The organism is Ruegeria sp. CF8 (assembly GCF_056537285.1).
In genome coordinates this window covers 209,169-234,985 of record NZ_JBQFRG010000006.1, presented here as the reverse complement: position 1 = coordinate 234,985, position 25,817 = coordinate 209,169, and the positions used below count along the sequence as shown (strand labels likewise).

Here is a 25,817-nt window from a genome sequence, read left to right as displayed (position 1 = left end):
CTGAACCAACTTGGGGAGTAACACATGAAATTCACTACACTTCTGGCAAGTGCCGCCATGGCACTGGGCCTGGCCTCGGGGGCCATGGCCGAAGACAAAACCAAGGTCGGCTTCGTCTATGTCGGCCCCGTGGGTGACGGTGGCTGGACCTATGAGCACAACAAGGGCCGTCTGGCTGTCGAGGACCACTTTGGCGATAAGGTTGAAACCGTCTTTGTTGAGTCGGTTCCAGAAGGTCCCGATGCTGAGCGTGTGATGACCCAGATGGCGCTGGAGGGCGCTGACCTGATCTTTACCACCTCGTTCGGCTACATGGACCCCACGATCAACGTGGCCAAGAAATTCCCGGATGTGAAGTTCGAGCACGCGACCGGCTATAAGACCGCTGACAATGTATCGGTCTATTCAGCACGTTTCTACGAAGGCCGCGCTGTTCAGGGCCACATCGCGGGTAACATGACCAAGTCGAACATCATCGGCTATATTGGTTCGTACCCGATCCCCGAAGTGATCCGTGGCATCAACTCGGCCTATATCCACGCCAAGAAGGTGAACCCGGACGTCGAGTTCAAGATCGTATGGGCCTACACCTGGTTCGATCCTGCGAAAGAAGCTGACGCCGCCACCGTTCTGATCGAACAGGGCGCCGACGTGATCCTGCAGCACACCGACTCAACCGCGCCTCAGGCTGCGGCTCAGGAAGCGGGCAATGTTGTCACCTTTGGTCAGGCGTCTGACATGAGCGAATACGCCCCTTTCCCGCGCGTGTCTTCGATCATCGATGACTGGGCGCCCTACTACATTGCCCGGACCCAGGCCGTCATGGATGGCACTTGGGAAAGCGCCAACACTTGGGATGGCATCCGCGAAGGCATGGTTGCTATTGGCGAGATTTCGGACGCCGTACCGGCTGATGTGAAGGAAGAGGCGCTGGCACTGAAAGCCGCCATGGCGGCGGGCGAGTACCACCCCTTTACCGGTCCGCTGAAAAAGCAGGACGGCAGCGACTGGTTGGCTGAAGGTGAAGTTGCTGATGATGGCACACTGGCCGGCATGAACTTCTATGTCGAAGGTCTGGAAGGCGAAATCCCGCAGTAAGCTGCTCGGAAAGTACCATGTAAAGGTCCGCAGGTTTTCTGCGGGCCTTTTTTGTTTGCCTCGAAGAACCGCGCCTGGAAATTCAGAGGTTTTGCTCTGCAACGTGATGCAGGCTGAGGCCATCAATTTCGCAAGGTGGTGCTTCATTTGTCACCATGGTGTCGATCCTGTCGAAACCCGCGACCTGAAATTTCGGCGATCTGTTCCATTTGCCCGCGTCAGCCACCAACAGCGCTTGACGGGATTGCTGCAGGATCATGCGACTGACATCTGCGTCAATGGCCTTGTAGTCCAGCAGCCCATGGTCCGGTGACAAACCACCTGCCCCGATCACACCAAAATCTGCGCGGAACCTTTGGTAATCCAGCAGTGTTTGCCCTCCAACCACATCGCGATCTTCAGGCCGCAGGACACCTGCAGTGAAATGGACCTCGGCCGTGACCGAACCGCAAAGGATGGTCGCGACCTCAAGGTTATTAGTGACGACAGTCAGATCGGAATGCTCCAGCAAGGCCTCGGCCACGTATTGCACGGTGGTTCCGATGCCCAGCATCACCGTTGCCCCATGCGGGATCAATTGGGCTGCCGCCTGTCCGATAGCGCGTTTGGCACTTTCATTCATCACGCGACGCGACCTGAAGTTCAGATTGACCGGATTACTTGGGGCTACCACCCCACCATGTACCCGACGCGCGAGACCCTCGTCGCACAGCGCATTAATGTCGCGTCGAATGGTCTGTGTGGCCACGTCAAATTGCCGGGACAAGTCCGTAATCGATTGCAGACCCGACTGACGGACCAGATCCAGGATCGTCCTTTGCCTGTCGTTCAAGTCCAAGACCCCGCCCCTTTCAGATGTTTGGTGCGATCCAATCCGGGTACAACCCGCTGTCATCAATGTATTTTTGCACGCGTTGGCCGGCAAAAAGGCCGTGATTAGTGATCAGAACGGATCTCCAGCCATGCGATTGCGCCCCCAGAATGTCGGTATGCAACGTATCCCCGACCATGACAATGCGACGGGGGTCGACCGCGCCTGACCTGCGTTCGACCTCTTGATACACGGACGCAAATGGCTTGCCATGAAACTGCGGCTTCAGCCCAAGCCGGGATTGCAGATCATGTGCATAAAATCCGGGTTCGCGCGTCAGGCAGGTTTCACGCGGCGCAACCAGATCCGGGTTCGCCACAACAACGGGCCGGGGATTGCGGGCCAGACTGTCGAGCAACAGCGCTTGACGATCGCTGTTCCAGTCCAGCGTGCTCAGAAACAGGATGCCACCCGCCTGATCATAGACTTCAATATCGTCCAGCAGTTGTATTGTGGGTACATCGACCTCATCCCCGGCCCAATCGGCAGGGGCAGCGACGCCCCAACTCTGACCGCTTGGCAGATGCGGTAAATGTCGCTCGCACACCATTCTGCTGGAAACGATTTCTTCCAACGTAAAATCAAAGCCCAGATCCCGGAAAACTTCGCGCGCTTGGGCGGCCGCGTAACTGGCAGCATTGGTCAGCACAAACACTGATTTACCAGCCGCGCGCAGGTCAGACACGCGCCGGGCCGCACCTGGTATCGGGATCGTTCCCGTGTTGAGCACACCATACGCATCAAAGACAAACACGTCGGCATGATCTGCAATTTCCCCCAGATCGGAGATTTGTTGCAACGCGCCCGTTTGGCTTGGCGCTGTGGGCAGGCGATCGCGAATGTCTTCGTACCAGCGAAACGCCATATCCGGCGTGACGGCACGCGAGATGTCGTCCCAGATGGGTCCAGAAGGCTCTTTAGGTGGAGTCGAGGACCGCCTGCTTGTGTCAACGCTCATGTATTCAAACGACGCCCAGAGGCCGCATCAAAAAGATGCAGATCTGACAAAGCCGCCCCAAGTTCCAGTTCACTGCCAGGTTCAGGCATGTGAACACCCTGAAGACGAACACCCAGAGGCGAAGGCGTGCCGTTGGTAGACACTTCGCCATGCACGATCGTGTCCGCGCCAAGCTGTTCGACAAAACCGGTTGTGAGCTTTACGTGCATCGCGTGACCGTGCCCACGATGAAGATGTTCCGGGCGAATACCCACATTCACCGATGTGCCTGCCGGTGCCTGAATGGGCGCGTCGGACGCAATCATTTGCTCGCCGATCTGCAAAGAATGCCCATCAGACCCAACCGTTGCGTCGATGAAGTTCATCGCCGGTGTGCCGATAAACTCTGCGACAAAACGCGTTGCCGGGCGCAGATACAAGTCCATCGGTGTGCCGATTTGTTCGATCTGCCCCTCGCTCATGATCACGATGCGGTCTGCCAGCGACATCGCTTCGACCTGATCGTGGGTCACATAGATAAAGGTGCCGTTCAGCCGGGCATGGAGGGCCTTCAGCTCGGCCCGCAATTGGGTACGCAGCTTGGCGTCGAGGTTGGACAGCGGTTCATCGAACAAAAATACTTTCGGTTTGCGTACGATGGCACGCCCCATGGCAACGCGCTGGCGCTGCCCGCCCGAAAGCTGGCGCGGCTTGCGGTCCAGATACTCCGTCAAGCGCAACGTTCGCGAGGCTTCAGCAATGCGCTCGGCAATCTCGTCTTTGGGCAGACCTTCGTTTTTCAGGCCATATTCCATATTCGCGCGCACAGTCATATGCGGGTAAAGCGCATAGTTCTGGAACACCATTGCAATGTCCCGATCTCCGGGTTCCAGATCATTCACACGGCGACCATCGATATCCAGATCACCCGTCGTGATGGTTTCAAGTCCTGCAATCATCCGCAGTATAGTCGACTTGCCACAGCCCGATGGGCCGACCAGTACGATGAACTCACCATCCTGGATCTCGACATTGACGTCGCGCACAGCCGAAACGCCGCCGGGATAGGTTTTGCCCAGGGATCTGATGCTCAGATTGGCCATATTATTTCTCGCTTTCCACAAGCCCTTTGACAAAGAGCTTTTGCATTGCAATCACAACCAGAACCGGCGGGATCATCGCCAGAACGGCCGTGCCCATGATCAGATGCCAAACCGGCAGGCTTTCACCCGAATTCACCATGCGCTGAATGCCCATAACGATGGTGTAGAGACCTTCGTCCGTGGTCACCAAAAGCGGCCACAGGTATTGGTTCCAGCCAAAGATGAAAAGGATGATGAACAGCGCCGCGATGTTTGTGCGGCTCAGCGGCAGCAAGATGTCCCAGAAGAAGCGCAATGGTCCAGCGCGATCGATCCGCGCGGCTTCGACCATTTCATCGGGGATGGTCAGAAAGAACTGACGGAACAAAAGCGTTGCAGTGGCCGAGGCAATCAGCGGCACGATCAGCCCTGCGTAGCTGTTGAGCAGCCCCATTTTGGTGACTACGTCAAAGGTGGGCAGAATGCGCACCTCGACCGGCAGCATCAGGGTGATGAAAATCATCCAGAAAAAGACCATGCGGAACGGAAACTTGAAATAGACCACAGCATAGGCCGAGATGATCGAGATGGCGATTTTGCCGAAGGTGATCCCAAACGCCATAATCGCACTGTTCAGCATCATGCGGCCCAGCGGTACTCCACCCGCTTCGGGCAGGCCCTGGCTGATCAACAGGGAATAGTTCTGCCAGCCCTGATCGCCAAACCACATTGGGATGGGGGATGAGGACAGCGCACCGGCACTGTGTGTTGATGCCACCAGCGCCATCCAGACTGGAAAGCACAGGAACAGAACGCCGGTGATCAGCGCAGCATGGGTCAGAAAGGTCAGGAAGGGGCGATTTTCGACCATCAGTAGTTCACCTTGCGCTCGATATAGCGGAATTGGATGAAGGTCATGCCGACCACCAGCGCCATCAGAATAACCGACTGAGCAGCTGAACTGCCGTAATCCTGACCGACGAAGCCGGTGGAATAGACGCGATAGACAAGGATTGAGGTCGCATCGACCGGGCCCCCTTCGGTTGTCGCGTGGATCAGGGCAAAGGTGTCAAAGAAGGCATAGACAAGATTGACCACAAGAAGAAAGAACGTGGTGGGTGTCAGCAGCGGGAACACGATCGTCCAGAACCGCCGCGCTGGGCTGGCACGGTCAATGGCAGCGGCTTCGATCAGGGATTTCGGGATGCTTTGCAAACCGGCCAAAAAGAACAGGAAGTTATAGCTGATCTGCTTCCACGCCGCCGCAACAATCACCAGCAGCAGTGCCTGATCACCATTCACATAATGGTTCCAGTTCACACCCAACCCTTTCAGCCAATAGGCGACAATTCCAAGGCTCGGGTTCATCAGAAAATACCAGATCACACCTGCCAAAGCCGGCGCAACCGCATAAGGCCAGATGAGCAAGGTACGATACGCGGTCGCGGCCCGGATTACACGGTTGGCCGCAACGGCCAGGCCCAACGAGATGCTCATGGCGAGAGCGGCGACCGAAACGCTGAAAATCAGCGTGGTTTTGAAGGATTTGAGATAACCGGGATCGGCAAACAGTTCAGCATAGTTCTGCATTCCAACCCAGTTGCGGGAAAACCCAAACGCATCTTCAACAAAGAACGAACTTTCCAACGCCTGATAGGATGGCCAGAAAAAGAAGATCAGCGTGATGGCGATCTGTGGTGCCACCAGCAGGTAAGGCAGCAGCTTGGATCGGAAGACGACGCGTTTCTGCATTTCAGATCTCAGTAGTCAGTAGGATCGAGAACGCGGCCCCTTTGAACCAAAGGGGACCGCGCCATAAGGGGGCATCTTAGCTGTTTGCGTCCTGGAACTTGCGCAGCAGGGCGTTACCACGTTTCACAGCATCATCCATTGCGGTCTGAGCATCTTTTTCACCCGACCAGACAGCTTCCAGCTCTTCGTCGATCACGTCGCGGATCTGAACGAAGTTGCCAAAGCGCAGACCTTTCGAAGCCGGTGTGGGCTCGTTCAGGCTCAGCTGTTTGATGGCGGTGTCGGTGCCCGGATCGGTCTCATAGAAACCCTGTTCCTTTGACAGCTCATACGCAGCCGTGGTGATGGGAACGTAACCCGTGGTCTGATGCCAATTGGCTTGCTGCTCTGGCTCTGACAGGAACTGGAAGAACTCGGCCGCGCACTTGTATTCGGGCTGTTCGTGTCCGTTCAGAACCCAAAGGGTCGCGCCACCGATGATCGAGTTCTGCGGCGCGTCAGCCAGAGAGGAATCCAGCGGCAACATGGCTTGACCGAACTCGAAATCCTTGATGTCGTTCTTGAAGCCGCCATAGTAGGCTGACGAGTTGATCCACAGAGCAGTCTCGCCGTTGACGAACTGACCGCGGCTGTCACCCCGACGACCGCCATAGACGAACAGACCCTCTTTGCCCATGTCGGCGATACGTTGGATGTGGTTTACAACCGCGTCGTTGTTGAAGGTGAATTCGGTCGACAGGCCGGCAAAGCCATTTTCTTCAGAACCAAAGTCAATGTTATGCCAAGCCGAATAGTTTTCGAGGTTCGACCACGACTGCCAGCCGAAAGAAAACGGCTTTTCAACACCGTTGGCCTTTAGCGCGCGCGCCACCTCTTCCACTTCATCCCATGTCGTCGGAACGGCAACACCCGCCGCGTCCAGAGCGGTCTTGTTGTACCACAGAACCGGGGTCGACGAGTTGAAAGGCAGCGACAGCAGGTTGCCGTCGGTGTCCGTGTAATATGAAATCACAGCCGGCAGATATTTCGACTGATCGAATTCGATGCCCGCGTCTTCCATCAGCTTGTAGACAGGATAGATCGCACCCTTGTCACCTGCGGCCATCATGGTTGCAGTGCCAACTTCAAAAACCTGAACGATATGCGGCTGCTCGCCCGCGCGGAAGGCGGCGATGGCGGCGGTCATGTTCTCGGTGTAGTTGCCTTTGTAGGTCGAGTTGATCACACAGCTGTCCGACTGTGCGTTGAAATCATCGGCAAACTTGTCGGTGATTTCGCCCAACTGGCCGCCCATGGCGTGCCAGAACTGAACTTCTGCCTTATCGGCGGCAAAGGCGGTAGGCGCAGCGAAAATCGCAGCGGTCGCAGCAGCGTATTTCGTCGTTGTTTTCATTGGATCCTCCAGGCTGGGTCACAAAGCAATGTTGGGGCAGGTCGTGTCAAGATTGACGCCTGACCGCCCTGTAATGCGATTCTGTAACGTTCACATGAAGTACCACAGTGTTCAAATGAACCAAAACGAAGATTTTCTTCTGGCTTTGGCTGCAAACACCAAGCGTTCGATTTCAATTGAACACATAGCGCCCAGTTCCGCGAAATAGACATTCTTGATCACTGGTTGCTGAGCGCAGCTGCATTTACGTCCGTTTCCAGTGTGTCTTAGGTCAAGGCAACTGAACCGAAAGGCAGAGCTTTGGCACCTGCGCTGTTTCGGAACACATTACTCACATTTCAATGAAGGTTTTACGACCGAAGGTCTGTCATTAGATATTTTGCAACCGGTTGCGGGCGTTGGCTGATAGTGCATAATGAACTTACAATGACAATCGCCTCAATGCCCCTTCCCTTTTGCCCTTGGAGCCACCCTTGAGCGTGACACTCAAAGACGTCGCTGCCCTCGCCGGTGTTTCGCGATCCGCTGTCTCTCGCACCTTCACCGAAGGCGCTTCGGTTTCTGCAAAAACTCGCAGCAAGGTCGAAAAAGCGGCGCGCGAATTGGGTTACAGCCCTAACGCGCTTGCTTCGTCTTTGACGACGGGGCGGACAAAGCTGATCGGCTTGATTTCGAACAACTTCCACAACCCCATTTTCCTTGAGGTCTTCGATCAGTTCACACGCGCCCTGCAAGAACGCGGCCTGCGCCCTTTGATCGTGAACCTGACGGATGAGACCGAGCCCGCCAATTCCGTCCGCATGTTGCGGCAATATTCGGTGGATGCTGCCATCGTGGCATCGTCGACGCTGCCGCCCAGCTTTGCCAAGGCGTTCCATGACGCGGGTGTGCCCGTGGTCCACACGTTTGGACGCTCGGCCACTTCACCCGAAGTGCATGTCGTCGGCATCGACAACGTGGAATGCGGGCGTATGGCCGCCCGTGAGCTTTTGGCACGCGGATACACCCGTGTCGGCTATCTGGGCGGTCCCAAAGACGCGACCTCAGCCCTGGACCGACATCGCGGGTTCATGGAAGAGATGGCTGAGCACCCGCAGATTGAAGTAAACCATTGTTTTGCTGGGGCTTACTCTTTCGAGGCCGGGCGGGCCGAGATGCTGGACCTGTTGGCCGACAATCCGGCCCAGGCTTACTTCTGCGGTGACGACATTCTGTCCATTGGCGCACTTTCAGCGCTAAAAGATCACGGTTTGCAGCCGGGCAAAGATGTTGGAATCATTGGATTGAACGACATGGAAATGTCGCGCTGGGAAAACATCGATCTGACGACGATTCACCAGCCGATCAAACAGATCATAACCTCATCTGTCGATCTGGTTGTCGAGATGTTGAAAGAGCCCCAGCGCTATCCCGAGGCCCGTATCTTCCCCTGCCGGGTGATTGAGCGGGGCACGTTGCGGCCCCGCCCCTGATCAGCGGAACATCGGTGGACGGGCATCCTGCCAAGCGCCATCCGCTTTGCCTGAAGCAACAGCCGCATGAACCGCTGCGATGGACCTCACACCATCTGCGGCTCCGGGCAAACCATCCCGGCTTTCACCGCGGATTGCATCGGCCAGATCGCAATAGATATTGGCCACCGCCAGCGGGAAGCCTTCGGGGTGCGCGATTGCGACCCGAGACAAGCGCTGAACCTCGTCATGCAGACCGCCCTCGCCTTTCTCGATGATCTGAGTGCGCCCACCTACCGGGGTATAGATCAGTTGATTAGGTTGCTCGGACGCCCAGCGCAGCCCGCCGGTTTCCCCAAAGACCTGAATATCAAAGCCATGCTGGCGCCCAATCGCCACTGATGACGTCCAAAGGCGTCCGACCGTGCCGCCCTCCATCCGGAAGTTGATCATTGCATCGTCTTCCAGTTCACGGCTCGCGATGGTCGAGGCCAGATCGGCGGAAAGGGTCTTAACCTCGTCATCGCAGATAAAGCTTGCCATATGCAGCGCGTGGATACCGCAATCTGCAAACTGCCCCGAGACACCCGCCATCGCAGGATCATAGCGCCAGCGCACTCGCGGATTGTCCGCATCGGTCGCATCGCCATGATGACCGTGGCTGAAGTTCGTCACCACCAACCGCACCTTGCCGATGTCGCCTGCTCGCACCATCGCACGCGCCTGGCGCACCATTGGGTAAGCGGAATAGCAATAGTTCACCGCGCAGATCTTGCCCGAAGTTTCAGCGACGCGGACGATCTCTTCGCCCTCTTCAACCGTCATGGTCATCGGCTTTTCGCACAACACGTTAAAGCCCGCCTCAAGATACGCCTTGGCGATCTTGAAATGGGTCGAGTTTGGCGTGGCGATGGTCACCAGATCAATTCGATCATCCCGGTCTTTCTCACCCGCCAGCATCTCTTGCCAATCGCCATAGGCGCGATCGGCAGTAACGCCCAGTCGTTGCGCGTATTCGCGACCCGCTTCGGGCCGGTGATCCAGCGCGCCAGCAGCAAATTCAAACAGTCCGTCAGCCTGAGCACCCAAGCGATGGGCAGGCCCAATCTGGCTGCCTTCACCACCCCCGATCATGCCCCATCTCAACTTAGCCATGGTCATCGTCTCTCTTTAGAATTTCATAGATTGAGCGATCAGAAATCGCTGATGTCTTTCCATTGTCGCTGGTCTGACGACGCCAAGGCGGCGGCCAGCACGCGGTTGACCTCGTGCCCGACATGGAAGGTCGGCCAGATCGCCTCTCCGGTGTGTATGGCCTGCAGGAAGTCCTTGGCCTCGATGATAATCTGATCCTGATAACCGGTGCCGTGACCCGGACCCTGACAGAAGGGTTCATAATCCGGGTGCGCGGGGCCTGTCAGAATCTTGGTGAACCCACGCGCGGCTTCGGGCCCTTCCCGCTTATACAGCCACAGCGCGTTCTGATCCTCCTGATCGAACCGGATTGCGCCCTTTGTGCCTGATATTTCATAAGCATAGCCCATTTTTCGACCCGTCGCGACACGGCTGAAATACAGATTGCCCATAACACCGTTTTCGAACCGGCACATCATCTGGGCGTGGTCGTCATTCGTGACTTCGCCTCCGGGCCGAGTTTTATGCACGGTTTCCACATCGGCCATCACCTGCGCAATCGGACCAACCAAGGCCATCGCTCCGTTCACCATATGCGGCGCCAGATCTCCGATTGTGCCATTGGCCATGCCCGTTGTGCGCCACGTGGCGGGGGCCTGCGGATCAGCGTAAAAGTCCTCGGTGTGCTCGCCCCGGAACCACGTGATGTCACCGATCTCTCCATCGGCGATCAGTTGGCGGGCAAACTGGCTGGCGGGCGTGCGAATGTAGTTGAACCCAACCATGTTCACAGCGCCTGCGGCTTCGGCCGCCGCAACCATGGCCTGACTGTCCTCAAGCGATGCACCTAGTGGCTTTTCGCACAAAACGGGCTTGCCCAGACCAAAAGCTGCTTCGGCGATCTGACGATGCGTGGATTGCGGTGAGGCGATCACAATGGCCTCGACCCTGGGGTCTTCAACCAGCACGCGCCAATCGTCAGTTGCGCGGTCAAAACCATAAGCTGTCCGGTAACGTTCAGCGCTTTCGGGGCTGGACGCACAAATGACCTCAAGCCGGGGCCTTAATGCAGTGTTAAAAACCGCGCCGACAGCCGACATGGCAACGGAATGAGCCTTGCCCATATAGCCGCCACCCACAATTCCAATTCCGATTTCAGGCATCTGTAACGGCTCCGAACATATCATTTGCAACCGGTTGCAAAATCAGTATCGTGTGAATCGATTCAGCGCAAGGTCCAAACTTTGCACACCCCACTTTGCCGGAGGACATGACTTGAGCGCTTTGATGGATGGTATCAAAGGAAACCGCTTCGCCGTTCTGGGCCGCGCAGGTATGGACCTGTACGCCGACCCAATCGGAGTCAAAAGCGAAGATGCCGATACGTTCCATGCCGATCTGGGTGGGTCATCTGCAAACATTTGTGCAGGGTTGGTCAAACTGGGCAGTCAAGCGTCGCTGATCACGTCCGTCTCTGATGATGCCGTTGGCCGGTTCTGCCTGAACCGCCTGCACCACTATGGCGTAGACACCTCGTATATCCGCGTTTTGGGCGGTGAATACCGTATGTCGCTGGCCGTCTATGAAAGCCGGATCGAGAACTTTCAGAACGTTATTTACCGCAATGGGGCCGTCGATTTTCAGGTCACTGAAGAGGACATGAACAAGGTCGATTATTCGTCCTTTTCGGCAGTCATCTCGGCGGGCACGGTCTTTGCATCCGAACCATCGCGCAGCGCCACATTCCGTGCGTTCGAAAACGCCCGAGCCGTTGGCCTGCCAATCATCTTCGATATCGACTACCGCCCCTACAGCTGGCCTTCGCCCGAGGTGGCCGCCGAAGTCTTGTCGCGGGCCGGTGAAGCCAGCGACCTGATCGTCGGCAATGACGAAGAGTTCGGGTTCATGGCTGGCGGTATCGACAAGGGCTTTGCCAAGGCCAAGCAGCTGGCGGAAAAACCCGGTCGGATCGTCATCTACAAGATGGGCGAAAAAGGTGCTGTCACGTTGACGGACGGGCAAGAGATCGAAACCGGCATCTACCCGGTCACGGCTGTCAAACCCAACGGGGCAGGCGACAGTTTCATGTCGGGTCTGTTGGCCTCAATTGCTGCGGGGCATGACCTGCGGGATGCGGTCATGCGCGGCTCGGCCTGTGCATCGATCGTCGTATCCCAGCCGGGATGCGCGCCAGCCATGCCAACGACCTCGGAATTGGACGCGTTCCTCGCCTCACACCCCGGCCCGACCACATAGGAGACCCCCATGCACATCGCGCCCTATGACAATCAGAACAATCCGATCGTCGATACCGACGATCCAACAGTTCCGCTGAACTATTTCAACATCGTTAAACTGAAAAAGGGTGAGGCGTTCGAATATCAGGTTCCCGGCTATGAGACCTGCATCGTGCCAGCCACCGGCAGCGTCGACGTCGACGTCGAAGGTGTTGCCTTCCCGAAACTAGGTAACCGGGGCGAAGATGTCTGGGATGGCGAGCCCGAAGGCGTCTATGTGCCTGTCGGCGCGAAAGTGCAGATGGTTTGCATGTCAGATGAGACCGAAGTGTTCATTGCCGGCGCCAAATACGACAAGGTGCTGGACCCGTTTGATGTGCGCCAGCACGACCTTGTTCAATACGGAAGCGACGACACCAAAACGCATCGCAAGATCAAGCACATCCTCGGACAGAAGCAACACGACAAAGTCGGTCGCCTTTTGGTGAGCGAGTTGTTTACCGTTGGTCAGGGCGGCTGGTCGGGCTTTCCCAGCCACAAGCACGACACCAACCGCCTGCCGGACGAAACGCGCCACGACGAGACCTATAACTTCCGCTTCAAACCCAACTGGGGTTCGGGTCTGCAGATGTTGCAACGCGAGGATAACGAACCCGGTGATGCCTATCACATCGTCGATGGCTCAACGATCTGCATCGACAACGGTTACCATCCGTGCTGCGTGCTACCCGGGTATGAGATGTATTATTTCACCATCCTCGGCGGGCTGAGCCAACGCTCGTTGGTGCAGTATTTCCAACCCACACATGCCTATCAGATCGAAACGATCCCGGGCATCAAAGACATGATCGCGAAGTTTAAATGACCCTCGTCACGCTAAAGGACGTCCTGCAACCTGCCTACGAACAGGGCTATGCCGTGGGCGGGCTTGTCACACTCGGCTGGGAAGACATGCGCGCTTATGTGGCCGCTGCCGAAGCCGAGAATGCGCCTGTGATTTTGCAAGCGGGGCCGAGCTGCCGTCAACACACGCCGCTGCCCATTCTCGGCAAAATGTTCCGCTATCTGGCCGAAAACGCCTCGGTCCCGGTCGTGGCTCATCTGGATCACGGTTACACGTTCGAAGACTGCAAGATCGCGCTGGACAGCGGGTTCACATCTTTGATGTTCGACGGGTCCCGCAAACCGTTGCAGCAGAATATTGATGAGACGGCCGCGATTGCAGAAATGGCCCACGCAGCGGGGATATCCTGCGAGGGCGAGATTGGGTTTGTCGGTTATTCTGGCGGTGAAGGATCAAACGGCACCGATCCCGAAGAGGCCGCGAAATTCGCACGTGAAAGCGGGGTGGACGCAATGGCGATTTCGGTCGGCAATGTCCACTTGCAGCAGAACAAAGAAGGTGGCCTGGACGAGACGCGCATCGCCGAGATTGACGCCATGACCGAGGTGCCGTTGGTCATTCACGGCGGGTCAGGCGTGCCGGTGGAACAGCGCATGAAACTGGCTCGAGAGACCTCGATCTGCAAGTTCAACATAGGGACGGAACTGCGTATGGCGTTTGGTCACGCTATGCGAGACGCCGTCAATCGCGATCCTGAAAGGTTTGATCGGGTCACTATCCTGAAAGAAACCCATGACCCGGTCGAGGCCGCCGCCCGCACCGTAATCCGTGCCTTTGGTGCACCGCCTCAAAGGTAAAGTCCGCCAGCGTCCTTAAATCGTAAAGGCAACCCGGAAAGCCTCGAGCGCTGTTTCCGGGTCACCTGCTGCGAAAGCCTCCAGACCGACAGGTCCACTATACCCCATGTCATCCAGCGCCCGTGCAACGGCGGCATAATTGATCTCACCGGTTCCGGGTTCACATCGACCAGGGTTATCCGCAACTTGAACCTCTCCAATCCATGGCAAACATTTCTCGCACCAACGGATCAAATCGCCTTCGCCGATTTGGGTGTGATAAAGGTCCAGATTGATCCGCAGACGCGGGTGGTCGACGGACGAAACCAGCGCCAGAACGTCTTCGGTCGACCCAAAGGGACAACCGGGATGATCCAACAGGTTCAGGTTTTCCAGCGTGAAAACAACATCTTCCTGTTCCGCCAGATCACAGATGCGGTGCAATGTGTCCCGCGCTGTCAGCCACATGTCTCCGGTCACGACCTCGTGCTGCCAGATTGGAATTCCACCATCACCCAAGCCCGTACCGTGCAGGTTCAGACGATCCACGCCCAAGCGCTTGCCAATCTGCGCTGTCTCGCGCACGGATCGCAGCAGCATGTCAGCGCCTTCCTGGTCCGCAAGGCGCCCCTGTAGATACCCGTTCATGATCGTGTAGTTCGCGCCAACGCGTTCCAGCTTGCCCAGATCCCAATCTGGCCAGTTCCAAAGGCCCACACCAAACCCCATTTCGGTCAGCCGCGCGGCACGCCAGTCGATAGGCTTGTCCAGCCAAAGCATCTCAGCGCACGCCGCAAGCTGAAAGGGTTGAGGCATGTCAGTTCTCCAGTTGTTTTGAAATACTCAGATCGAGCCGCCTTCGACCATGAAGTTCCCGGCGCTGCACATAGCGGCGTCGTCTGAGGCTAAAAACAGCACCATTCGCGCGACGTAAACCGGTTCAATCGGGTCCGGCAGGCATTGCCGATCCACTTGCTTGGCCAGTGCTTCCGGCGTGACCCAAAGGTCTTTCTGACGGTCAGTCATGATCCAGCCGGGTACAACCGTGTTCACACGGATGCGATAATCGCCCAACTCGCGCGCCATGGTACGTGTCAGGCCGTGGACTGCGGATTTGGCCGTGGCATAGGCCGGGAAACCCGCCCCGGCCTCCCACCATGAGTTTGACCCGATATTGATGATCGAGCCTGCACCCTTGGCAATCATGCCGGGGGCGACCGACTGAATGGCAAAGAACATGTGACGGATATTGGTCGCCATACGCTCATCCCAATACTCGGGCGTCACATCGCGCCAGTCGTGACGGTCATCATGGGCGGCGTTGTTGACCAGCACATCCGCCTCGCCCAACTCTTCGACCAACTGCCCCATTGCGGCGTTCATCGCCTCAATGTCGCGCAAGTCGCATTGGGCAAACGCGTGCGCGCCATCCAGTTCCGACAGCAAGGCAAGCCCGGCATCGGCGTTGAGATCCAGAAACCCAACCTTCGCCCCCTGTTCGGCAAAGGCCCTTACTGTTTCCGCACCAATTCCCCCAGCACCACCGGTGATGAAAACCGTTTTGCCTGCAAGGCTTGGGTAATTGGCAAACGCATTGCTCATCCGTCACGCTCCATGATCCATTCGACCTCGGGGGCCGGTACAAATCGCCATTTCCGCAAGGGTCCGGCCATGACGTTCAGATAGTACATCTCAAACCCATAGGGTGCGCCGCAAGGGTGATGACCACGCGGGACGGTCACAACATCGCCATCAGATACGGCCATCGTTTCATCCAGCTGACCGTCATCGGTGTAAACCCGCTGTATCCCGAACCCATTGGCAGGGTTGAGCCGATGGTAATAGGTCTCTTCCAGGTAGGTGATCCGGGGGAAGTCATCCTCGTCATGGCGATGACTGGGGTACGAAGACCAGTGCCCGTTTGGTGTGAAGACCTCAGTCACCAGAAGGCTGTCGGCATAGTCCTCATTCTCCATCGCGATGTTATTGATGTATCGCGTGTTCACACCCTTGCCGCGTTCGGTGAGCGTGATGCCATCTGGCCCGATCCGCCGCGCCTTGTGACCGCCCCTGCCCGGAGCCGAACACACGGCCACAATGCAATCGGTCTCGGCGACAGCTTCCCAATCGGTGCCGTTGGGCAGGTACAGACAATGCGGCGGCGTCTTTTCGAACACGTTCATCCGGTCGCCCAAAACGCCCCAATCCTGCCCGGCACCAGTGATTTTCGCCTTGCCTTCGACCATCACCAGAATGGCTTCCCGGTCTCCTGTGACTTCAGCCGCCCGATCCCCGGCCTTTAGGTGATAAAGCCCAAACCCTACATACCGCCATCCAGCGCTGGCCGGGGTGATGTCATGCACCTTGCCACGGATGCCAAAGGGTTTTTTGAGCAGGTCTGCCATAGTTCTTCTCCGATTGGGGCGGGCACAATGACCCGCCCGTTTGGGCCTTATGCGGCCTGCCTGTTACGCAAGGCTGACAAAGCATCGGCCAATTCCGACTCGCTCCATCCCTCTGACACAGCGCGGCGCAGGATATCGGCCTGGCTGTCCGGCGCATTGCCACCCACCGGCGGGTCGGTGTCGAGGTTGGTTGGAAAGGGATAGCCCTCGGCTGTAGCTCCGATCGCAGCTTCAGTTTCCAAGGCACTCAGGTCACCGCGTTGTTTCAAACCCACAAGCGCAGGAAACACGGCCTGAGACATGGCAGCACGGTCGACGGCTTCCATCGCGCGCCCGAAAGCTGACGACACCTGAAGCAAGTTGGCCATCCTGTGAATGTCACTGCTGCTGTTTGCCCCCGCTGCGTGGAAAAGCGCGGGGTTGAAGAACACCGCGTCGCCCTTGTTCAGTGGCAACTGGATGTAGGCCTGCTCGAAATAGTCCCTGTGCGCGGGGTCGTGGAAGGCGAGGTATCCGGGCGCGTAAAGCTGCGAAAATGGTAGCAGCTTGGTTGGCCCGCTTTCTACGGGCATATCGCAATGCGCCACTGCCCCTTGCAGGGTTAGCGCAGCCGTCAGGTGATGGGCATGGGCCGGATACCGCGCTGCGCTGTCCGCTGTCTGGAACCCAAGATGGTAATCCCGATGCGCTTGCTGTGCTTTACCGCCCGGACGCACCTGATTGACCTGCGCGGTCATCTGGTAATTCGGCCCCAGCCACGCCTCACACGCCGCTGCAATTGCTGCATTGCCGAAATAGAGTGCGAACCCTTCCGGATCACGCAGGCACTGTTTTTGCAGCGCATTCCAGATCCGGTCATTGGCACCAGACGCAGCAAAGTGATCGCCCTCGCCGCCAGCGCCCTCGCGCTCTTCTTCGATGATCTCGCGGAAGACGTCGCTTGCCCGGTCGATCACCGATGTGTCTGAATAGGCGCCTTTTAGAACGATCACGCCAGCAGATTTGCCCAGAACCCATGCCCATTCTGCCAGAAGGGACTTTCGCTGATCGGCATCTGACAACGCAGTGCGCAACACGTCCATGTCATAAACTGGCACGTTCTTTTCCACCGATGCGGCATGAGGAACCGCATCGGTTGTCAGGTTTTGTGAGGTCAACACCTTGAATTCATCCAGATCACAGGATTCCCGGTCGAAATACCCGACATACCCAAGTTCCTGATGGACCATGACATACTCCTCTCTCATGGCTTCGGTGTTGCCCCGTGGGGCGGTGACTTAAGTGCTGATCTCCAAACCTGCGTTGCCGCAAACTTCGACGATGTGGTCGTAGCCCATTTGGGAGTACTCGTAGGGCGGCGCCTTGGCGGGGTCCTGTTCTGCCTCGACCACGATCCAGCCGTTGTAATCCATCGCCTTCAATGCATTTGCGACGGCCTGAAAATCGATGCAGCCATCGCCCGGCACGGTGAACGCGCCTGCGATCACTGCATCAAGGAAGCTGCGGTTGTTCTCACGCGTGTCCTGCACGACGCCAGGGCGGATGTCCTTGAAGTGAACGTGATGCACCCGGTCGCCCCAGCGGTTCAACGTGGCCATCACGTCGCCACCGCCAAACAGAAGATGACCGGTATCAAAGCACAGCTTCAGTTCGGGGCCCGAGCCTTCCATCAACCAGTTCACCTCATCCTCGCTTTCGATGATTGTGCCCATGTGATGGTGATACGCCATCGGCATACCTTGATCAGCCTTCCACTTGGCCAACTCGCTCAGCTTGGCGGCATAGGCCAGAACTTCGTCTTTGGACAATTTGGGGCGGTCATTGACTGGTGTGCCGATCTGACCCTGAACGGTATTGGAGCATTCGGCATAAACGATGCAGGGGCTGTTCAGCGCAACAAACTGCTCAACTTGCTCACGAACGGCAGCCACCTCGGCGTCAAAGTCGTTGACCAAGGTTGCGCCCGAACACCAACCGCCACACAGCGCGATATCGTTGGCGTCCAGATAGGCGCGCAAGCCTTCGGTGTCGCCGGGCATCCGCTGGCCACGCTCGACACCGGTATAGCCAATCTCGCGCGCTTCTTTCAGCGCCTGCTCCATCGTATAGGCCGCAGTCAGATCAGGCAGATCGTCATTCTGCCAAGCAATCGGAGAGATACCGATCTTCACGCTCATTTCGTGTTTCTTTCCTTGATGGCGACCTCATAGGCCGCGCGTTTTTCATTCACTTCGGGGCGTATGCTGACCTCGGGCACAGCCACTTCCCACCATGTTCCGCCATATTCAGTCGAGGGGTACGGATCGGTGTCGATCACCACGACGTATGGACCTTTAACGTCTGTACGTTTGGCCAACGCGTCCTCAAGCTCGGAAATTGAGCTGACCTTGACCGAGGTCGCCCCCATCGCCGCGGCATGGGCCGCAAAGTCGATGGCTGAGGCCGTCTCGTGGACCGTGTGGTCGAGAAGGTTGTTAAACTCGGCCCCGCCGGTACCCATCTGCAAACGGTTGATGCAACCGAAGCCTCGGTTGTCGGTAACAACAACGGTGAAGGAAATCCCCATCATCGCTGCCGTCGCCATTTCGGAATTCGCCATCATGTAAGTTCCGTCACCGGTAAAGCAGATCACATCCCGATCCGGCTGGGCCATCTTGATCCCCATGGCACCCGCGATCTCATAACCCATACAGCTGAAACCGTATTCCATGTGATAAGCGCCGGGGCGCGGCGCCTTCCACAGCTTGTGCAACTCACCCGGCATCGTCCCCGCGGCACACATCGCAACGGTGTTTTCATTGGCTGCCCGCTGTACCGCACCGATCACCTGCATATCCGTCGGCAGCGCGTTGCTGTCTGTCGGCGCGTCGGTCACCGCGTCAACTTTGCCAAACCAATCGGATTTCAACGTCGCAGGTAGTTCCGGCGCGCGGTGATCGCCCAACGCTTCGGTCAGTTCACCCAGACCGACCCGAGCGTCAGCTTGCAGCGGCATTGCACCGTGCTTTTCGGCGTCATAAGCGGCAGTATTCAGGCTGATCAGTTCACGCTCGGGGTTGGCAAACAGACCCCAAGACCCGGTGGTGAAATCCTGAAACCGAGTGCCAACGCCCAGCACAAGATCAGCCTCGGCGCAGATGTCGTTGGCAGGTTCGCCGCCCGTGACGCCAATGGGTCCAAGGTTCAGCGGATGATCCCAGGCCAATGCAGATTTTCCCGCCTGTGTTTCTGCCACCGGGATGTTGTGCGCTTCGGCAAAGCTTTGCAGCGCGGCGGTTGCGTCCGAATAATGCACGCCGCCTCCCGCGACGATCACAGGGCGTTTGGCTGCCTTGATTGCCGCCACAGCCCGCGCAAGCTCACCTTCATCCGGACGAATACGACGCTGATACCACACACGTGGTTCAAAGAAGCTTTCGGGATAGTCGTAAGCTTCGGCCTGCACGTCCTGACAAAAGGCCAGTGTCACCGGACCGCAGTCCGCCGGGTCCGTCATCGTGCGAAAGGCACGCGGCAGAGCCGTCAGCAGGTGTTCCGGGCGCGTGATGCGGTCGAAATAGCGGCTGACCGGTCTGAAACAGTCATTCGCACTAATGGTTCCATCCGAGAACACTTCGGGTTGCTGCAAAACCGGATCAGGACCACGCGTCGCAAACACGTCGCCCGGCAGCAGCAAAACCGGCAGGCGGTTCACATGGGCCAGCGCGGCAGCGGTAACCATATTGGTGGCCCCTGGCCCGATTGACGAGGTCACAGCCATCGCTCGCTTGCGGCCCAGTTGCTTGGCATAGGCAATCGCACAATGTGCCATGGTCTGTTCGTTGTGCCCACGATAGGTGGGCAGGCTGTCTTTTACACCATGCAGCGCCTCACCCAACCCGGCGACGTTGCCATGGCCGAAAATGGCCCAGACACCTGCGATAAAGGGCTCTCCGGCCTCGTTCATCTGCGCCCCAAGATAGCGCACCAGAGCCTGCGCCGCGGTCAGTCGGACTGTCTTGCTCATCATGATCCCTTTCAACTTGAAACCGCTGCCAGCGGCCCACAGGTTGCTTTTTTACGAAGATGTCAGGCCAATGACTCAAGCCTGAATTGAGTGTGAGCTCAGGTGTCACCGCCCGGTCGGATGCCCTCGAAAGGGCATCCGGGTGTTCAAAGTTTAGACTGTACCGCCCAAAGACCCTTCCAGCTCGGCCATTTCCTGACCACCGGCCATCAGGTCCTGCAACTGTTCGGGGGTAATCTCACCACGGGTCGCCGTGCCCAGCGTTTTGCCGCGATTCAGCACGGTAAACCGGTCACCCACTGCCAAAGCGTGGCGCACGTTATGGCTGATGAAGACCACGCCAACCCCCTGACTGCGTACCTTGTCGATAGTCGCCAGAACGTTCGAGGTTTGACGTACGCCAAGGGCCGATGTCGGTTCGTCCAAGATCAGAATCTTGGCACCGAAATACACGGCACGAGCAATGGCGACGGTCTGCCGCTCGCCACCTGACAAGGTGCCCACGGCCTGATCCGGCCCGCGCAGGTTGATACCCATTTTGCGCATCTCTTCCATGCAGACATCATTCGCCTGTTCGACATCGAAGCGCTTCATCAGACCTTTGCCTTTGGTCGGTTCGCGCCCCATGAAGAAGTTGCGCGTGACGCTCATCAGCGGGATCATCGCCAGATCCTGGAACACAGTCGCAATGCCCGCCTCCATCGCATCCCGAGGCGTGTCGAAATGCAGCGGTTTGCCTTCAAAGAAGATCTCGCCCTTGGTGGGTTTGTGCACGCCCGACATGGTCTTGATGAAGGTCGATTTCCCTGCACCGTTGTCGCCAAGCAGGCAATGACATTCGCCCGGTTTGACGTCAAAGCTGACGCCCGCCAAAGCAATGATGTTGCCGAAGTGCTTTTCGATGTTCTTCATTTCCACGATGGGCGCCACATCAGCCGCCGCATCACCATGATGGAACTTGGTATCTTCGGTCATATCAACGCTCCCCGGTTACGCGTTTACGGATGGCGTTGTTGAACAGAACCGCAATCAACAGCATCGCGCCCAGGAAAACCTGGAACCAGTCCTGATCAAAGTCCGTATAGGTCAGTCCGATGACAACCATACCGAAGATGATCGCACCAAAGAACGCGCCAATGGCCGAGCCATAACCGCCGGTCAGCAGACAGCCGCCGATCACGGCTGCGATGATCGCCTCAAACTCTTTCTGGAACCCACGACGTGCGTCAGTCGAACCAGCGTCGATCACAGTGATGATGGCCACTAGCGCTGCACAGCAAGCGGTCAGCATGAACAGCGAAACTTTGACCCGGTTCACCGGCACACCAGAGTTTGACGCCGCCGTGCTGTCGCCGCCCGACGCGAAAATCCAGTTCCCTGCCGGGGTTCGCAGCAGCACGTAAGTGGCCGCAAGCGCCAGAACGATGAACCACAGGATTTCAACCGGGATTCCAGGCACTTTGGGCGCACCACTTTTGAAGGTGTCGATCATGCCTTTCTCGGCAAGCCAGGTAAACAGGCCGCCAAATGCCTCGCCTGAAAAGAACGGGGCCAGCCAGTCGTTCTCAACCACGTCACGAACGCCACGCAACTGGGTCGATCCTCCGGTGGCCGCCTTCAGGCCAACCAACGACAGACCGCGTAGAATGAACAGGAAGGCCAGGGTCACGATGAAGGACGGCAGACCTGACCGGATCACGATGTTTCCGTTTATCGCCCCGACAAAAGCTGCGAAGACAAAAGTCATTGGGATCGCAACGATCAGAGGCAACTGCCAGGTGACCACACATACGCCAAAGAACAGGCCCGCAAACGCCACCATCGAGCCGATGGACAGGTCGAACTCGCCTCCGATCATCAACAGCGCGGCACCGATGGCCAGAATTCCCAACTGCGCCGCAGGTGTCATGAAGTTCATGATCCCGGCCAGGGTAAACATCGAGTCGTCTGCTGTGATGGCAAAAAAGATTACAACCAGGACAACACCGGCCATTGCACCGAGTTCGGGCCGTTTCATGAGTTTGGTCATGAAAGGTTCTTTTTTGATCCTTTCGTCCCCGGCGACTTGAGCTGAGTCACTCATCGTTTCCTCCCATTTGGGTTGGAACGGCGCTGCTGCGCCGTCCCGATTTGTTCAGGTTCCGGTGTGGATCAGCGAATGCCCTGCGAGGACAGTTCGATCACCTGAGCGGCCTTGTCCTGAGTCACCAGGTTCGGACCCGAAGGAACGTTACCACCGGGCATCAGGCCGTATTTGGCGTGCAGGCCCATGAAGTTCACCGCCAGATAGCCTTGCAGATACTGCTGCTGGTCGATGGCAAAGGCTGCGTCGCCGTCCGCGATCGACTGCAGGAAGTTCGCCGACAGGTCGAAGGATGCGACATTCACATCACGGCCCGAGGCTTTGACTGCGGCAACGGTCGGCTCACCGGCTGAGCTTGCACCCAGCGCCATCACAGTATCGACCGCTTCGTTTGCGGCCAGAGCAGCGGCAACCTTCGACTCGATCTCCGATGGATCGTTCGAGGTCGGTAGCACCTCGACGTCACCGCCGAAACCTTCTGCAAAACCTGCGCAGCGCAGGTCCAGCGCAACGTTACCGACTTCGTGGTTTACACAAATCGCTGTTTTGCCACCCATCGATGCCAGTTCTGCACCTGCAGCTTTGCCTGCGTCAAACTCGTCCTGACCCACGTGCAGCAAAGCACCCAGGTCTTTCGAAACGTCCGAACCCGAGTTGATCGAGATCACCGGGATACCGGCTGCTACGGCGCGTTCAATTGACGGGCCAAGCGCATCCGCGTCCGGAATCGAAACGATCAGGCCGTCGGGCTCCTGGTTCACGGCAGCATCGATCAATTGCGACATCGCCACCATGTCAAAAGTTTCTGGTGCGCGGTATTCGACGTTCACGCCGACATCCTTACCAGCCTGCTCGACGCCGTTTTTCACAACGTTCCAGAATGCGTCATTGGCCTGTCCGTGCGATACGACCACGATTTCCTGTGCAAACGCAGGTGTCGCCAGGGCCAGGGCCCCCGCAGCAAGTGCGCCTTTCACAAATTTCTTCATTTCAGTTTCCTCCCATGATTTCAGTCTGATCTTAAGTCGGGGGACCAACCCCGATCATCCGGCTATGCCGAATCTGATTGGCTGCGGCACAAAACCGAGCTGGTGTAAGTTTGAAGAATTTCGATCATTTTGCAACCGGTTTCAAAACTTCTTCCATTCGAACCGGTTTCCCGGATTGCATCGACAGGGTCGCAGCCTCGGCCATAGCAAGTGCGGCAACGCCGTCTTTCAACGAAACAGGAACGTCTGAACCGTTCTCAACGGCGTCGACAAAGGCGGCCCATTCCACCCGGTAAGCCGGCATGTAGCGTTCCAGAAAGAAATACGTTGGCTTTGCCCCGACAACGCCTTCTGCTGTTGATTTGACCACCGTATTTTCCAGCATGTTCTGCGCTTGCAGCAATCCGCCTGAACCCAGCAACTCGACCCGCTGGTCATAACCATAGGCCGCACGGCGCGAGTTCTTGATGACGGCAATACGACCATCTGCATAAGTCATTGTCACCGCAGCGGTATCCACATCACCGGCCGCACCAATCTCGGCATCTACTAGAGACGACCCGACGGCCGCAATGACATCCGGAACCTCGCCCATAAGGTAGTTTGCCATGTCAAAGTCATGGATCATCATGTCCCGAAACAGCCCACCCGACACTTTGACATAGCTGACTGGCGGCGGTGCCGGGTCAAATGAGGTAATCGACAGCAACTCTGCCTTGCCGATTTCACCCGCCTCTAAACCTGCTTTCAATGCCGAAAAATTAGGGTCGAACCGGCGGTTAAACCCAATCATGACAGGCCGGCCCCGCCCGGACACATTTTTTAGACATTGCGCAGCACGTTCCAGGCTCAGATCAACTGGCTTTTCACACAACACAGCTTTGCCTGCGGCTGTGGCAGCCTCAATCAAGTCGGAATGCGTATCGGTTGGAGTTGCGATCAATACCGCATCAATTTGGGGGTCTGCAATGATCTCGTCCGATCCACGCGCTTGTGCCCCATATGCGCTGGCAAGGCTTTCTGCCGCCTCTGGCACGGCGTCTGAAACAGCACAGAGCTTGCTGTTTGGGTGGGCCGAAATGGCCTGCGCATGTACCCGTCCGATGCGTCCGGCGCCCAGCAAACCAACCTTCAACATACAGCTCTCCCGAATCTAGGTGTTGGCCGTAACAATGATTCTGTTTGCAACCGGTTGCAATATCTTTTTTCAACAGATCAGAAATCTTTGCGACACCCCCTGCGAAGGGGTTCCCAAACAAGGTCTACCGTAGTCCTCCGATGATACACCACGCGCCGAATTCCGCGCATTTGCGCATCTACGGGAATCCCCCAATTTTCGAACGCGGTGAATCAGAGTAGGTTTCAGTTAAGGAACACACACTACCACTCTGTGACCCCTTAAAAGGGGCTGGCATGACCCCCTCGTCCAGCCCCTTAACCTTCCCGAAACCTGTAATGACCAACCAGCCGCACGGTGGCGTCAGCAACACGTCCGAAGTTTGCAAAGCAACGAGTCGTTCTGGCGTTCAGAGCAAAGCGAGCCGTCGTGCTTCCGAGGCTTCAAGTATTTCGTTTGATAATGGCGATCCCTGAAGGACTCGAACCCTCAACCTGCTGATTAGAAGTCAGCTGCTCTATCCAGTTGAGCTAAGGGACCGCTGCGCCCTTCTTGCGGCTTTTATTGTCCGGGTTCAAGGGCCAAGCGCATGAAGGCGCTGTTTGGGTCGTCCTGATAGCCAAAGATCGGGCCGCAATAGGAATATCCCAATGCCTCATAGAGTTTGCGCGCGGCTTCATATTCGGAAAGATGCGCTGCTCCGGTCTCCAGAACCAGCGCCGAGACACCTTCGCTGCGCGCCAGAACGGCTAAATGAGACATGATTATTCGCGCCAGACCACGGCCACGGGCCGAGGCTACAACGTGAACTGATTTCACTTCTGCCGTTCCATCCGGCAAGGTCTTAAGCGCGCCACACCCCAATGCCACATCACCTTCGTAGAGTGCCCAGAAGCGAATCCCGGGCTCACGCAGCGCGTCCACATCAAGCGTATGGTTCGAGGTTTGCGGCGTCGCCTCCCAACTGTGGGCCAGATGGGCCTGAACGATTGGGCGCAGGTCATCTGACCCAGGGTCAGCCGCGCGAATCTCGATCACTTTAGTGGGTCCAGGGGCCGCGCCGGTCGGTGGCGAAATTCTCACCATACCCACGCGCGCGCAGGTTCGGTTTGCGCTTGTGCGGCTCGCTGACCTGCACTTCGATACCGTTGTCTTTGGCGTAGTCCAAAGCCTCTTCCTTGGTGTCGAATTTCAGGCGCACCTGCGTCTGCGTGTCATTAGACGACGTCCAGCCCATCAGCGGATCGACCTCACGCGCTGAGGCCGGGGCGTATTCCAGAACCCATTTGCGGGTTTTGGCCATCCCCGAAGTCATCGCGTTTCGCGAAGGCTGGTAAATCCGTGCGCGCATGTCGCCTCTCCGTACTCACTTGGCTCAGCCGTTTATGCGTCAGAGAGCGTTCGGGGGCAAGATTGCAATTGTCGCGGCTGTTGCCCGCGAACTAATGTCAGAAATTGTCATTGGCCCGGGATAGATCAGAGACACATCAAACGCCGGGGCAACACAATGAGTCACTAACCACATGGCATCAAACTGTGTATAGCCCAATGAATCCGGATCAGCACTTGCAGACGGACAAAA

Annotated in this window: 25 protein-coding genes and 1 tRNA gene; 5 read left to right on the top strand and 21 right to left on the bottom strand. The window is 57.3% G+C overall.

The window, feature by feature from the left end:
• Positions 1-24 precede the first annotated feature (24 nt).
• Positions 25-1,098 (top strand): BMP family ABC transporter substrate-binding protein, encoded by a 1,074-nt coding sequence (locus ACR0EV_RS15540; RefSeq protein ID WP_171184156.1) that lies wholly within the window; start codon positions 25-27, stop codon positions 1,096-1,098.
• A gap of 82 nt (positions 1,099-1,180) precedes the next feature.
• Here ACR0EV_RS15540 and ACR0EV_RS15535 read toward each other — a convergent pair whose 3' ends face one another.
• The 6 genes from ACR0EV_RS15535 to ugpB form a co-directional block, all read right to left on the bottom strand.
• A complete protein-coding gene (locus ACR0EV_RS15535) occupies positions 1,181-1,936 on the bottom strand; it encodes a DeoR/GlpR family DNA-binding transcription regulator (protein WP_480800911.1) in 756 nt (251 codons plus the stop codon).
• Between the two features lie 13 nt (positions 1,937-1,949).
• Complete coding sequence (locus ACR0EV_RS15530) at positions 1,950-2,927, bottom strand: HAD-IIA family hydrolase (RefSeq protein WP_480800910.1); 978 nt, start codon at positions 2,925-2,927, stop codon at positions 1,950-1,952.
• The gene (locus ACR0EV_RS15525) at positions 2,924-4,009 is read right to left on the bottom strand and encodes an ABC transporter ATP-binding protein (protein ID WP_480800909.1); all 1,086 of its coding nucleotides are present in this window, start codon (positions 4,007-4,009) and stop codon (positions 2,924-2,926) included. The genes ACR0EV_RS15530 and ACR0EV_RS15525 overlap by 4 nt, the downstream gene beginning before the upstream one ends.
• A 1-nt stretch (position 4,010) precedes the next feature.
• The gene (ugpE, locus tag ACR0EV_RS15520) at positions 4,011-4,859 is read right to left on the bottom strand and encodes a sn-glycerol-3-phosphate ABC transporter permease UgpE (RefSeq protein ID WP_480800908.1); all 849 of its coding nucleotides are present in this window, start codon (positions 4,857-4,859) and stop codon (positions 4,011-4,013) included.
• Positions 4,859-5,740 (bottom strand): sn-glycerol-3-phosphate ABC transporter permease UgpA, encoded by an 882-nt coding sequence (gene ugpA, locus ACR0EV_RS15515; RefSeq protein ID WP_480800907.1) that lies wholly within the window; start codon positions 5,738-5,740, stop codon positions 4,859-4,861. The genes ugpE and ugpA overlap by 1 nt, the downstream gene beginning before the upstream one ends.
• 76 nt (positions 5,741-5,816) lie before the next feature.
• Entirely contained in the window at positions 5,817-7,133 is a 1,317-nt protein-coding gene (gene ugpB, locus ACR0EV_RS15510) for a sn-glycerol-3-phosphate ABC transporter substrate-binding protein UgpB (RefSeq protein WP_480800906.1), read from the bottom strand.
• 473 nt (positions 7,134-7,606) lie between these two features.
• Here ugpB and ACR0EV_RS15505 point away from each other — a divergent pair, with 473 nt between their 5' ends.
• Positions 7,607-8,605, top strand: a complete 999-nt coding sequence (locus tag ACR0EV_RS15505) for a LacI family DNA-binding transcriptional regulator (RefSeq protein WP_480800905.1) — start codon at positions 7,607-7,609, stop codon at positions 8,603-8,605.
• Here ACR0EV_RS15505 and ACR0EV_RS15500 read toward each other — a convergent pair whose 3' ends face one another.
• Positions 8,606-9,739: a Gfo/Idh/MocA family protein gene (locus tag ACR0EV_RS15500; RefSeq protein ID WP_480800904.1), complete on the bottom strand. Its 1,134-nt coding sequence runs from the start codon at positions 9,737-9,739 to the stop codon at positions 8,606-8,608.
• A 38-nt stretch (positions 9,740-9,777) separates the two neighbouring features.
• Positions 9,778-10,881, bottom strand: a complete 1,104-nt coding sequence (locus ACR0EV_RS15495; RefSeq protein ID WP_480800903.1) for a Gfo/Idh/MocA family protein — start codon at positions 10,879-10,881, stop codon at positions 9,778-9,780.
• Between the two features lie 124 nt (positions 10,882-11,005).
• Here ACR0EV_RS15495 and iolC point away from each other — a divergent pair, with 124 nt between their 5' ends.
• Genes iolC through ACR0EV_RS15480 form a run of 3 tightly spaced genes read left to right on the top strand, consistent with a single transcriptional unit; the run spans position 11,006 to position 13,656 of the window.
• Positions 11,006-11,974: a 5-dehydro-2-deoxygluconokinase gene (gene iolC, locus ACR0EV_RS15490; RefSeq protein ID WP_480800975.1), complete on the top strand. Its 969-nt coding sequence runs from the start codon at positions 11,006-11,008 to the stop codon at positions 11,972-11,974.
• A gap of 9 nt (positions 11,975-11,983) precedes the next feature.
• The gene (locus ACR0EV_RS15485; RefSeq protein ID WP_480800902.1) at positions 11,984-12,820 is read left to right on the top strand and encodes a 5-deoxy-glucuronate isomerase; all 837 of its coding nucleotides are present in this window, start codon (positions 11,984-11,986) and stop codon (positions 12,818-12,820) included.
• Positions 12,817-13,656 carry a class II fructose-bisphosphate aldolase gene (locus tag ACR0EV_RS15480; RefSeq protein WP_480800901.1) on the top strand — a complete coding sequence of 280 codons (840 nt, stop codon included), beginning with the start codon at positions 12,817-12,819 and terminating at the stop codon, positions 13,654-13,656. The genes ACR0EV_RS15485 and ACR0EV_RS15480 overlap by 4 nt, the downstream gene beginning before the upstream one ends.
• Positions 13,657-13,671: 15 nt before the next feature.
• Here the strand turns inward: ACR0EV_RS15480 and ACR0EV_RS15475 are convergent, their stop codons facing one another.
• From ACR0EV_RS15475 to ACR0EV_RS15415, 13 genes are all read right to left on the bottom strand, one after another.
• Complete coding sequence (locus ACR0EV_RS15475; RefSeq protein WP_480800900.1) at positions 13,672-14,451, bottom strand: TIM barrel protein; 780 nt, start codon at positions 14,449-14,451, stop codon at positions 13,672-13,674.
• Between the two features lie 27 nt (positions 14,452-14,478).
• Positions 14,479-15,237, bottom strand: a complete 759-nt coding sequence (locus tag ACR0EV_RS15470) for an SDR family NAD(P)-dependent oxidoreductase (protein WP_480800899.1) — start codon at positions 15,235-15,237, stop codon at positions 14,479-14,481.
• Positions 15,234-16,040, bottom strand: coding sequence for a 5-deoxy-glucuronate isomerase (gene iolB, locus ACR0EV_RS15465; protein WP_480800898.1), 807 nt, complete (start codon positions 16,038-16,040; stop codon positions 15,234-15,236). Before iolB ends, ACR0EV_RS15470 begins: the two co-directional genes overlap by 4 nt.
• Before the next feature lie 47 nt (positions 16,041-16,087).
• Complete coding sequence (locus ACR0EV_RS15460) at positions 16,088-17,269, bottom strand: phytanoyl-CoA dioxygenase family protein (RefSeq protein ID WP_480800897.1); 1,182 nt, start codon at positions 17,267-17,269, stop codon at positions 16,088-16,090.
• A gap of 48 nt (positions 17,270-17,317) precedes the next feature.
• Positions 17,318-18,217, bottom strand: a complete 900-nt coding sequence (gene iolE / locus ACR0EV_RS15455; protein WP_480800896.1) for a myo-inosose-2 dehydratase — start codon at positions 18,215-18,217, stop codon at positions 17,318-17,320.
• On the bottom strand, positions 18,214-20,046 hold the full coding sequence (iolD, locus tag ACR0EV_RS15450; protein WP_480800895.1) for a 3D-(3,5/4)-trihydroxycyclohexane-1,2-dione acylhydrolase (decyclizing): 1,833 nt from the start codon (positions 20,044-20,046) through the stop codon (positions 18,214-18,216). Before iolD ends, iolE begins: the two co-directional genes overlap by 4 nt.
• 153 nt (positions 20,047-20,199) lie before the next feature.
• Positions 20,200-21,021, bottom strand: coding sequence for an ATP-binding cassette domain-containing protein (locus ACR0EV_RS15445; RefSeq protein WP_171179327.1), 822 nt, complete (start codon positions 21,019-21,021; stop codon positions 20,200-20,202).
• 1 nt (position 21,022) lies between these two features.
• Positions 21,023-22,129 carry an ABC transporter permease gene (locus ACR0EV_RS15440; protein ID WP_480800894.1) on the bottom strand — a complete coding sequence of 369 codons (1,107 nt, stop codon included), beginning with the start codon at positions 22,127-22,129 and terminating at the stop codon, positions 21,023-21,025.
• A gap of 68 nt (positions 22,130-22,197) precedes the next feature.
• Complete coding sequence (locus ACR0EV_RS15435) at positions 22,198-23,118, bottom strand: sugar ABC transporter substrate-binding protein (RefSeq protein ID WP_480800893.1); 921 nt, start codon at positions 23,116-23,118, stop codon at positions 22,198-22,200.
• Between the two features lie 124 nt (positions 23,119-23,242).
• The gene (iolG, locus tag ACR0EV_RS15430; RefSeq protein ID WP_480800892.1) at positions 23,243-24,256 is read right to left on the bottom strand and encodes an inositol 2-dehydrogenase; all 1,014 of its coding nucleotides are present in this window, start codon (positions 24,254-24,256) and stop codon (positions 23,243-23,245) included.
• Positions 24,257-24,698: 442 nt separating this feature from the next.
• A tRNA-Arg gene (locus ACR0EV_RS15425) sits at positions 24,699-24,775 on the bottom strand.
• A gap of 21 nt (positions 24,776-24,796) precedes the next feature.
• The gene (locus ACR0EV_RS15420) at positions 24,797-25,273 is read right to left on the bottom strand and encodes a GNAT family N-acetyltransferase (RefSeq protein WP_480800891.1); all 477 of its coding nucleotides are present in this window, start codon (positions 25,271-25,273) and stop codon (positions 24,797-24,799) included.
• 1 nt (position 25,274) lies between these two features.
• A complete protein-coding gene (locus ACR0EV_RS15415) occupies positions 25,275-25,586 on the bottom strand; it encodes an ETC complex I subunit (protein ID WP_171105518.1) in 312 nt (103 codons plus the stop codon).
• Between the last annotated feature and the right edge of the window lie 231 nt (positions 25,587-25,817).

Bases quoted from the DNA above. Each gene is read 5' to 3' on its own strand.
- ACR0EV_RS15525 (WP_480800909.1), bottom strand. From the start codon at position 4,009: ATGGCCAATCTGAGCATCAGATCCCTGGGCAAAACCTATCCCGGCGGC.
- ACR0EV_RS15435 (WP_480800893.1), bottom strand. From the start codon at position 23,118: ATGAAGAAATTTGTGAAAGGCGCACTTGCTGCGGGGGCCCTGGCCCTG.
- ACR0EV_RS15495 (WP_480800903.1), bottom strand. From the start codon at position 10,881: ATGCCTGAAATCGGAATTGGAATTGTGGGTGGCGGCTATATGGGCAAG.
- ACR0EV_RS15500 (WP_480800904.1), bottom strand. From the start codon at position 9,739: ATGGCTAAGTTGAGATGGGGCATGATCGGGGGTGGTGAAGGCAGCCAG.
- ACR0EV_RS15445 (WP_171179327.1), bottom strand. From the start codon at position 21,021: ATGACCGAAGATACCAAGTTCCATCATGGTGATGCGGCGGCTGATGTG.
- ugpE (WP_480800908.1), bottom strand. From the start codon at position 4,859: ATGGTCGAAAATCGCCCCTTCCTGACCTTTCTGACCCATGCTGCGCTG.
- ugpB (WP_480800906.1), bottom strand. From the start codon at position 7,133: ATGAAAACAACGACGAAATACGCTGCTGCGACCGCTGCGATTTTCGCT.
- iolD (WP_480800895.1), bottom strand. From the start codon at position 20,046: ATGAGCAAGACAGTCCGACTGACCGCGGCGCAGGCTCTGGTGCGCTAT.
- ACR0EV_RS15480 (WP_480800901.1), top strand. From the start codon at position 12,817: ATGACCCTCGTCACGCTAAAGGACGTCCTGCAACCTGCCTACGAACAG.
- iolB (WP_480800898.1), bottom strand. From the start codon at position 16,040: ATGGCAGACCTGCTCAAAAAACCCTTTGGCATCCGTGGCAAGGTGCAT.
- ACR0EV_RS15440 (WP_480800894.1), bottom strand. From the start codon at position 22,129: ATGAGTGACTCAGCTCAAGTCGCCGGGGACGAAAGGATCAAAAAAGAA.
- iolE (WP_480800896.1), bottom strand. From the start codon at position 18,217: ATGAGCGTGAAGATCGGTATCTCTCCGATTGCTTGGCAGAATGACGAT.
- ACR0EV_RS15540 (WP_171184156.1), top strand. From the start codon at position 25: ATGAAATTCACTACACTTCTGGCAAGTGCCGCCATGGCACTGGGCCTG.
- ACR0EV_RS15470 (WP_480800899.1), bottom strand. From the start codon at position 15,237: ATGAGCAATGCGTTTGCCAATTACCCAAGCCTTGCAGGCAAAACGGTT.
- ACR0EV_RS15475 (WP_480800900.1), bottom strand. From the start codon at position 14,451: ATGCCTCAACCCTTTCAGCTTGCGGCGTGCGCTGAGATGCTTTGGCTG.
- ugpA (WP_480800907.1), bottom strand. From the start codon at position 5,740: ATGCAGAAACGCGTCGTCTTCCGATCCAAGCTGCTGCCTTACCTGCTG.
- ACR0EV_RS15485 (WP_480800902.1), top strand. From the start codon at position 11,984: ATGCACATCGCGCCCTATGACAATCAGAACAATCCGATCGTCGATACC.
- iolG (WP_480800892.1), bottom strand. From the start codon at position 24,256: ATGTTGAAGGTTGGTTTGCTGGGCGCCGGACGCATCGGACGGGTACAT.
- ACR0EV_RS15530 (WP_480800910.1), bottom strand. From the start codon at position 2,927: ATGAGCGTTGACACAAGCAGGCGGTCCTCGACTCCACCTAAAGAGCCT.
- ACR0EV_RS15460 (WP_480800897.1), bottom strand. From the start codon at position 17,269: ATGGTCCATCAGGAACTTGGGTATGTCGGGTATTTCGACCGGGAATCC.
- ACR0EV_RS15415 (WP_171105518.1), bottom strand. From the start codon at position 25,586: ATGCGCGCACGGATTTACCAGCCTTCGCGAAACGCGATGACTTCGGGG.
- iolC (WP_480800975.1), top strand. From the start codon at position 11,006: ATGGATGGTATCAAAGGAAACCGCTTCGCCGTTCTGGGCCGCGCAGGT.